Origin of the sequence: Burkholderia sp. Ac-20392, from assembly GCF_017104585.1 — a bacterium.
Taxonomy (GTDB): domain Bacteria; phylum Pseudomonadota; class Gammaproteobacteria; order Burkholderiales; family Burkholderiaceae; genus Burkholderia; species Burkholderia lata.
Genome location: NZ_JAAGPB010001137.1, coordinates 1 through 704, shown reverse-complemented (window position 1 = coordinate 704; position 704 = coordinate 1). Strand labels below are relative to the sequence as shown.

Here is a 704-nt window from a genome sequence, read left to right as displayed (position 1 = left end):
CGTCCGCGCGCAGCGCTTCGAGCGTCGTCGCGGTGCCGAACGTCGCGATCAGCAGGTGTTCGCCCGGAAACGCCGCGTGCGCGCCGATCAGGCCGGCCCAGCGGTCGCTGCCGAGCTGGTCGGGCGTCGTATAGCCGTTGGTCACGCCGCATTGGGTTTGACGCGAGCGTATCGTCGTGCGCGGCAGGCCTGGCCAGCGTGCGTCGAGCAGCGCGTCGAGCCGGGCGGCCACGTCGGCGCCCGCGACATTCGAGATCCACGCGCCGCGCGGATGCGGCAGGGTCGACCAGTCGGGATCGGCGCCGCCGTCGCGTGTGTGGCCGAACGCGCCGGTCTCGACGAGCGTGCGCTGCGCATCGGCGAGCGCCCACTTGATCCGGCTGTTGCCGGCGTCGATCAGCAGGTGCGGCTCGTTCATTGCGCTTCGCGCAGCGACACGTCGCCGGCGGCGATCGCCTGCACGCCGTCCGGCGTGTCGAGCAGCAACTGGCCGGTCGCGTCGATGCCCGTCGCGATGCCGCGCACGCGTTCGACACCCTGTTCGAGCAGGACGACTTCGCGTCCCGCGTACGCGTGCAGTGCGTGCCAGCGCGGCAGGAACGGTGCGAGCCCTTCGGCGCCGAACTGCGCGAGCGCGGGTGTGAGCGCGTTCAGCGACGCGGCGAGCGTATCGGTGAGGTTGGCCGATGCGCACGCGATCGACA

The 704-nt window shown here is 72.2% G+C and carries 1 protein-coding gene and 1 pseudogene; both read right to left on the bottom strand.

The genetic code is table 11. The features are described 5' to 3' along the window. Window positions 1–418, bottom strand: a 418-nt coding sequence (locus G3N99_RS41250; protein WP_206125315.1) for a type III pantothenate kinase, incomplete at its 3' end; no start/stop codon positions are given. Beyond that, window positions 415–704 (bottom strand): annotated as a pseudogene (locus G3N99_RS41245) (biotin--[acetyl-CoA-carboxylase] ligase); the annotation flags it as partial. The gene G3N99_RS41250 and the pseudogene G3N99_RS41245, both read right to left, overlap by 4 nt.